The sequence below is a fragment of the Okeania sp. SIO2B9 genome, assembly GCF_010672505.1.
GTDB lineage: Bacteria > Cyanobacteriota > Cyanobacteriia > Cyanobacteriales > Microcoleaceae > Okeania > Okeania hirsuta.
Genome location: NZ_JAAHGK010000337.1, coordinates 1 through 6,271 on the forward strand (window position 1 = coordinate 1; position 6,271 = coordinate 6,271).

A 6,271-nucleotide genomic window follows, 5' to 3' on the forward strand; every position below is an offset into this window, starting at 1 on the left:
TATGAATAGAATTACTAGCTAAACTATTAGTAATTGAGTTTTGCATCTGCCACAAGAATGCACCACTATCAAAAAATTAGTTGAAAATGAGACCCAGGGTATTTTAACCCTACACATTCCTATAATAGACTTGTCGCTTTATAACTTAAAAATCCCCCAAAAACCTTGTTCTGTAAGGATTGTAGCTATTAGTATGCAAAAATGCTTGTATTTATTGATCTGTCTAGGTTAGAGTGATTTTTTCCCTTTATTTAGCGACAACTCTAATAACCAGATATGGTATCACACAATTGGTAATGCAATAGTAAAGATTCTACAGAAGGCAAATAAGCAGAGTTTGGTAACATTATTTGAGTAAATTAGTATAACTTAATCAGAACAATAATATCTGAAACTATATTCAATTAAAAACCTAAATTACCAATGAAAAATATAGTTGTTGCCCTCGACTTTTCTCAAATAACTCCTGCTATTATTACTCAAGCGGAAACTTTAGTCCTAGCTTTTAACAGCAAATTATGGTTAATTCATATTGCTGAACCAGATCCTGATTTTGTTGGTTTTAAGACTGGACCTCAGCCTAAGCGCGACCGCTGGGCACAAGAGTTTCGTAGAGAACATCAGCAGATTCAAGATTTGGCAGAAGAGCTACGCCAAAAAGGTCTTGATACAGTGGCTTTGTTAACTCAAGGTTCTACAGTAGAGACTATTTTGGCAGAGGCCAAAAAATTAGCTGCCGATTTAATCATCATAGGGTCTCATGGACGCAGTGGTATTGAGAAATTTTTTGTGGGTAGTGTTAGTGAGGGTATTTTGCATGGTGCCCATTGTCCAGTTTTGGTAATTCCTGCTAGTTGGCGATCGCCAGAAACATTAGAAAATTGACGCAGTATTAAATGAGGATGTATGACGGCATTTTTGGATTTTTTGGATAGTTGAGCCGTCATGCACTATTAGAAGATTATTTTTTCACATTTTTTGATTTCCAGATGAGTTATATCATTTCCGGATAATCAGTTATGAAAAAGACTTTCTCCTCTTTCCTTCTTCTTTCTTCCCTCCTGACTCCTGACTTCCCCATCGTTTATTTATAAGTATATCAATCAGACATGATATTAATTATTGCTGTGCTGATTAAATCTAAAAGTATTTATAGATAAAGGTTTTAGCCTTTTTGGGGTCTTTCAAAAGTGCCTGGTTTTGAGCTCTTGATGCTCAAAAAGGAGCGTATTTTAGGCTCATAGTTGGGCAGAAAAATCATTCTTACAATTCTTACTCCTACCTCCTCGCTCCCAAGCCATTTATCCTGTCTTCCCCTCCACGGTCGGGGGAGGGGCGAGGGGTGGGTTGTCTCCAGTATAGCTGTCTCCTACCCTCACCCATAAGACGAGTGAAGCGCAAACCCTAATTACCAAAATATTGTTGATATAAATCAGGGAATAATTTTAATCCTCCTGAACTAATAATATCTGATTCAATTATGCTTTTATTCCTGATATATTCAGCAATTAATTCGCGAATTTCTGTAACAGATTGGCAAATTATTTTTCCTTCTTTAAACATGAAATAACCACCACCGCCATTAGCGCGATAACTATTCATAGCAACTCGTAAAACTTGATTTGCTTCAACATCTTTTCCATCTAACTGTAATTTAGTAATTCGTTTTCCCACTGGTTGAGTAATATCAACTATGTAATCAATTCCACTATATAAATCCCAATTATAGCCCAGAGAATTTTCAACTAAAACCTCTTCTGGATAATCAGGTAAATCATCAATATTAACTTGTTTAAAATAAGCAGCATTTTTTTCTAAAGCACAACGCAAAATATCCCCATTAATTTCTAAAACCAACAAATAGTTATCATAATTATAGATACTGTAAATATCTCTCCTAGTAATTTTTCCTGGAGGAATTTTACCAGTGTTATTAAAAATAGAAGTTAGAGAAATATTTACAGGATAACCTGCTGCTTTTGCAGCTTGTATTTGTACTTGATTGATTAAAATTGACAGCTTGCTCTGATTAAAGCGTGCTTTTATACCACCATAAAATTCAGTTTTTGCCACACCAATAGGTTGATTGATATAGCGTAATATTTGCTGATGATATGGCAAATAAAGTTGTAAAATTTTCTGTTCCGGTTCAATAGCAGTAACATATAAATTAGTAGAATTTTTAGTAATAACTTCCCACTTTTTACCCCGATACTCTAATACTAAAGTATACTTACTTAAAGCTTTTCCCCAAAAAGAAGGCTCTGCAATTAAAACATTATTAACTATAGCTTTAGGAACATCGTGATGTGAATGTCCTGCCATAATTATATCAATATCTTTTACCTGTTGTGCTAATTCTAGGGTGAGATTTGAATCAGGAATAGAGCCTGTTTCTTTCCACTCTTGAATATCGGTTAACCAAGCAGAAGCCAGCCTTTTATCTTTTGGTACTTTAGAAAAACCAGTATGTTGAACAATAGTAATTAAATCTGCACCATCATTTCGCATTTGAGGAATATATTTTTGAGCAGTATTTATGAGATTCTCAAAAGTTAATCCAGCTATATTTTCAGATGGCACCCAGTTATAAGTTGCAGGAGTAATTAAACCAAGAATACCAATTTTTATACCATCAACATTTTTAATGATATAAGGTTTAAAAGCAGGAGTGCCATCACTTTTTTGGATATTAGCACAAACTATGGGGAAATTAAGCTGACTTATCCAACGGGAAAGCACATTAGTACCATAATCAAACTCATGGTTTCCTAAAGTAGCAGCATCAAATTTGAGAGCATTCATTGTTACTGCCATCGGATGTACTGCTTCTGTGTCAATTCGATTATAGTAATAAGTTAATGGTGTCCCTTGAATAGTATCGCCGCCATCAATAAGTAGTAAATTAGGATTTTTAGCTCGTTCCTGTGCGATTAAACTAGCGACTTTTGCTAATCCCCATTCTGCGGGTTGGTTGGTATAGTAATCATAAGGCATAAGGTTGCCATGAATATCACTAGTTTCCAGAATGGTGATGGTTTTGGGTGGGGGTGTTGATGTTATCAAGGGAATAAATAGTAATATAAGTGTAAATAACAAAGGAAGGCAGAGTGCAGAAGGTAGAAGGTAGAAGGGAAAGAATAAGGTGAGAAGGTACAAAGTTTTTCATCAACTAATTAATTGTCAGGATTCCATATCAGGCTTTTAGCAATGATTAATTTTTAATCTGAAAATACAGGTCTAGAGCAGTGCTATATCTGGCGTTGGTGATTTGTGGCTATGATTATGCTTTAATGGCTATTGCCTAACTATTAACTGAAAAGCATTTTATATTTTGCCAAATTTAGGTTTCATATCAAATCCGTTTAATTGGACATAAAAAAAATCTTCAATCGTCATAACTACCCTCATCTTTGTAATTCTTTCTCCTCCTGACTCCTATCTTCCCCTCCTGGGAGGGGGAGGGGCGAGGGGTGGGTTGACTCCTGAGGACTCCTAACTTAACCATTCTATGGCTGTTTAACCGGATTTGATATCATAGCTTGATTCACCAACGCCGGGTTTGAATCCGCATATACATTGATTCTGTCTCCTGTATTCTGTCTCCTGTATTCTGTCTCCTGACTCCTTCTTCAAATAAATAAACCTGTTAAAAATAGTGGGATAGGTTCATACATTTATTCAGCAACGCCAAATTTATGTTTAACAACCATTCGCATATTTCCTGGTGGTGCCATAGTTAACCCTCTACGGACAGGTTGGATAGATTTATCGGAAACTAATTTGAGTTCGCATTTTGATAAAATAGTTGCTAAAACTAATTTCATTTCAAATAAAGCAAAAGCTGAACCGATACAACGACGACTCCCTCCTCCAAAAGGTAAATATTCATAAGGTGAAAATTGTCTTTCTAAAAAACGTTCCGGTTTAAATTTTTTAGGTTCAGGATAAATATCCTCTCTTTGATGAGTTAGATAAATAGAAGGAAGTACTACCATTCCTGGTTCAAGTTGATAACCCATAATTTCTACAGGTTTCTGGACAACTCTAGGAAAAGCAGTTATGACAATGGGATAGAGACGCAAAGTTTCTTGACAAACTGCGCTGAGGTAGGGAAGTTTAGTAATCGCAACTTTTTCTGGGTTAGCGGGAAGAGTAGCTAATTCTGCTAATAGTTTTTCCCGCACTAAAGGAATTTTATCAATCCAATATAATGCCCATGCTAATGCCGAAGCGGTAGTTTCGTGACCCGCAAACAGTAAAGTGAGCAGTTCATCCTTAATTTCTTCGTCACTAATACGATCGCCTGCTTCGTCACGCGCTTCTAGGAGTAAACTAAGGATATCATCACGATGATTTGCTTCTTCCCTAGCAGTTTCAATTTCTGCGAATATTAGCTCATCAACTTTTTGCCTTTTTCGTAAAAATCTACCCCAGGGACTCCAAGGACCCCAGTCTTTTTGCAAAAAACTGAAGAACAGAAAAGTGGAGGTGAGGGGAGAGCTAATGGAGTCGAGGACATCAGACAAAAGTATTCTCAGTTGTTCGTAACGTTCCCCTCGATCTAAACCAAATACCGCCCCAAGGATAACTTTTAGGGATATTTCTTGAGTAGACCTACGGATGGGGAAAGGTTTATTTATTTGCCAGCGATCTATAACATCGGAAGTAATATTATATATTAAGTCCCCATAAGTACGCATTCGATCGCCATGAAAAGGTGGCATTAATAATTTTCTTTGACGTTGATGGCGATCGCCGTTTTGCAGAAGTAGAGAATTTCTGCCCACAAGGTATTGTAAAGCACCATTACTACCACCTGAGCTAAAGGTATCAGAGTCAGCAGTAAAAATTTGTTGAATAGCTTTCGGGTTACAGAAATAGATAAAAGGAGTCTTGGAGTTAGTGTTGGTCCTGAAGATATCTCCGTATTGAGAATATCGCTCCTCTATTGTTTGTAAGGGACGAAAAATAAATTTCCAAGTCCGGACTCTTCGTTGTAGAGGGGACAATGCGGGGCCATCAGGTAATACCATTTTTGCTTTGTTGATTATGTCAGAGTTACTTCATCTATTTTGATTCATTTGTAAATGAGATGGGAGGATTTATTGGTTTAAAAACAACTATGTTGATATAACAGAAGGAAGAAGGAAGAAAGAAGAAGGAAGAAGGAAGAAGGAAGAGGGAAAAATCTTGTGTTGTCTGAGTTTGAAGATATGTCCGCGCTCTTTCCTTCGACTGTTATATATAGCAGTCGCCACTATAAGTTAGGACATCGGGTAATTATGATAATTCATAACGCGAGCAAGATGCTCTAATTGTCAAACACTAACCTGGCGGTTGCTATATTTAACGCCTCCGAATATTGTCTATCTCCAAATTTCCCTCCCATACATAACCTTGTCTGAGTTTGAAGCTTTTGATCTGTCCGCACCCTTTCCTTCGACTGCTATCTATTATCTATTTACATAGATTCCTCCCATAAGAAGTACAGAGATTAACAATTGAATTTCTGTAGTGCGAGCATCTTGCTCGCTATAGTATCTTGCCCGCTTCGGGGTGTACCTTAGAGTCTACTGTAATACCAATTATCATATACTAATTCTGTACTTAAGTAATACTTTAGTTATTAAGTAGGGTTTGCTGATTAAATATCAAAGTATTGACTGGTATTAGTTTGAGCAATTTTAGGTCTGGAAAAAGTGCGAGGTTTTAGGTGGTAATAGTTCAAAAATGAGCGGATTTTGGTCAAGAGTTGGCCAGAACAATCTTGGGACAAAACTTAGCTCCTATCTCCTCCAAATCCCCTACTTCCCCTCCTGGGAGGGGTTAGGGGTGGGTTGTCTCCTGTCTCCTACCCTCACCCATAAGACTTTTTCAGCAAACCCTAAGTAATTAACACTGGCCCGATCGCTTTTTTGCTAATTTGAGCCAAATTAATGTTAATTGTTTTTATGTTTACTTCGACCTAGGGGCAAACGGCCGTTTGCCCCTACTCCTCTACTCCCCCACTCCCCCACCTGACTCCTAATTCTTATATTGTCATTGAGAAACAGTAGAAATTTTATCTATATGATGTAATAAACCCAAAAAGTTTGAATAGCTAATAGCTATAAGAGCAGACTCCGGCCAAATATTATAGGAATCTAAAATTCCATTAGCTAGTCTAACTGGATTAAGAAGTTTCCTATAGAATAACTCCTGTGTGGCAAAGCTAATTACCACCTTTGTCTTTCTACTACAGAAAAATTGATAACGGTTAAATTTATGA

At 36.8% G+C, this 6,271-nt stretch carries 5 protein-coding genes; 1 reads left to right on the plus strand and 4 read right to left on the minus strand.

What is annotated here, in order from left to right:
* Nucleotides 1-423: 423 nt before the first annotated feature.
* A complete protein-coding gene (locus F6K13_RS13690; protein WP_124154977.1) occupies nt 424-885 on the plus strand; it encodes a universal stress protein in 462 nt (153 codons plus the stop codon).
* 393 nt (nt 886-1,278) lie between these two features.
* Here the strand turns inward: F6K13_RS13690 and F6K13_RS13695 are convergent, their stop codons facing one another.
* From F6K13_RS13695 to F6K13_RS13710, 4 genes are all read right to left on the minus strand, one after another.
* Nucleotides 1,279-1,401: a hypothetical protein gene (locus F6K13_RS13695; RefSeq protein WP_282433644.1), complete on the minus strand. Its 123-nt coding sequence runs from the start codon at nt 1,399-1,401 to the stop codon at nt 1,279-1,281.
* Nucleotides 1,402-1,404: 3 nt separating this feature from the next.
* Nucleotides 1,405-3,066, minus strand: a complete 1,662-nt coding sequence (locus F6K13_RS13700) for a bifunctional UDP-sugar hydrolase/5'-nucleotidase (RefSeq protein WP_240041612.1) — start codon at nt 3,064-3,066, stop codon at nt 1,405-1,407.
* 611 nt (nt 3,067-3,677) lie between these two features.
* Complete coding sequence (locus F6K13_RS13705; protein WP_124143948.1) at nt 3,678-5,036, minus strand: cytochrome P450; 1,359 nt, start codon at nt 5,034-5,036, stop codon at nt 3,678-3,680.
* Between the two features lie 1,006 nt (nt 5,037-6,042).
* Nucleotides 6,043-6,271 (minus strand): hypothetical protein (locus F6K13_RS13710; RefSeq protein ID WP_287287625.1); only part of this gene is annotated, 229 nt, incomplete at its 5' end.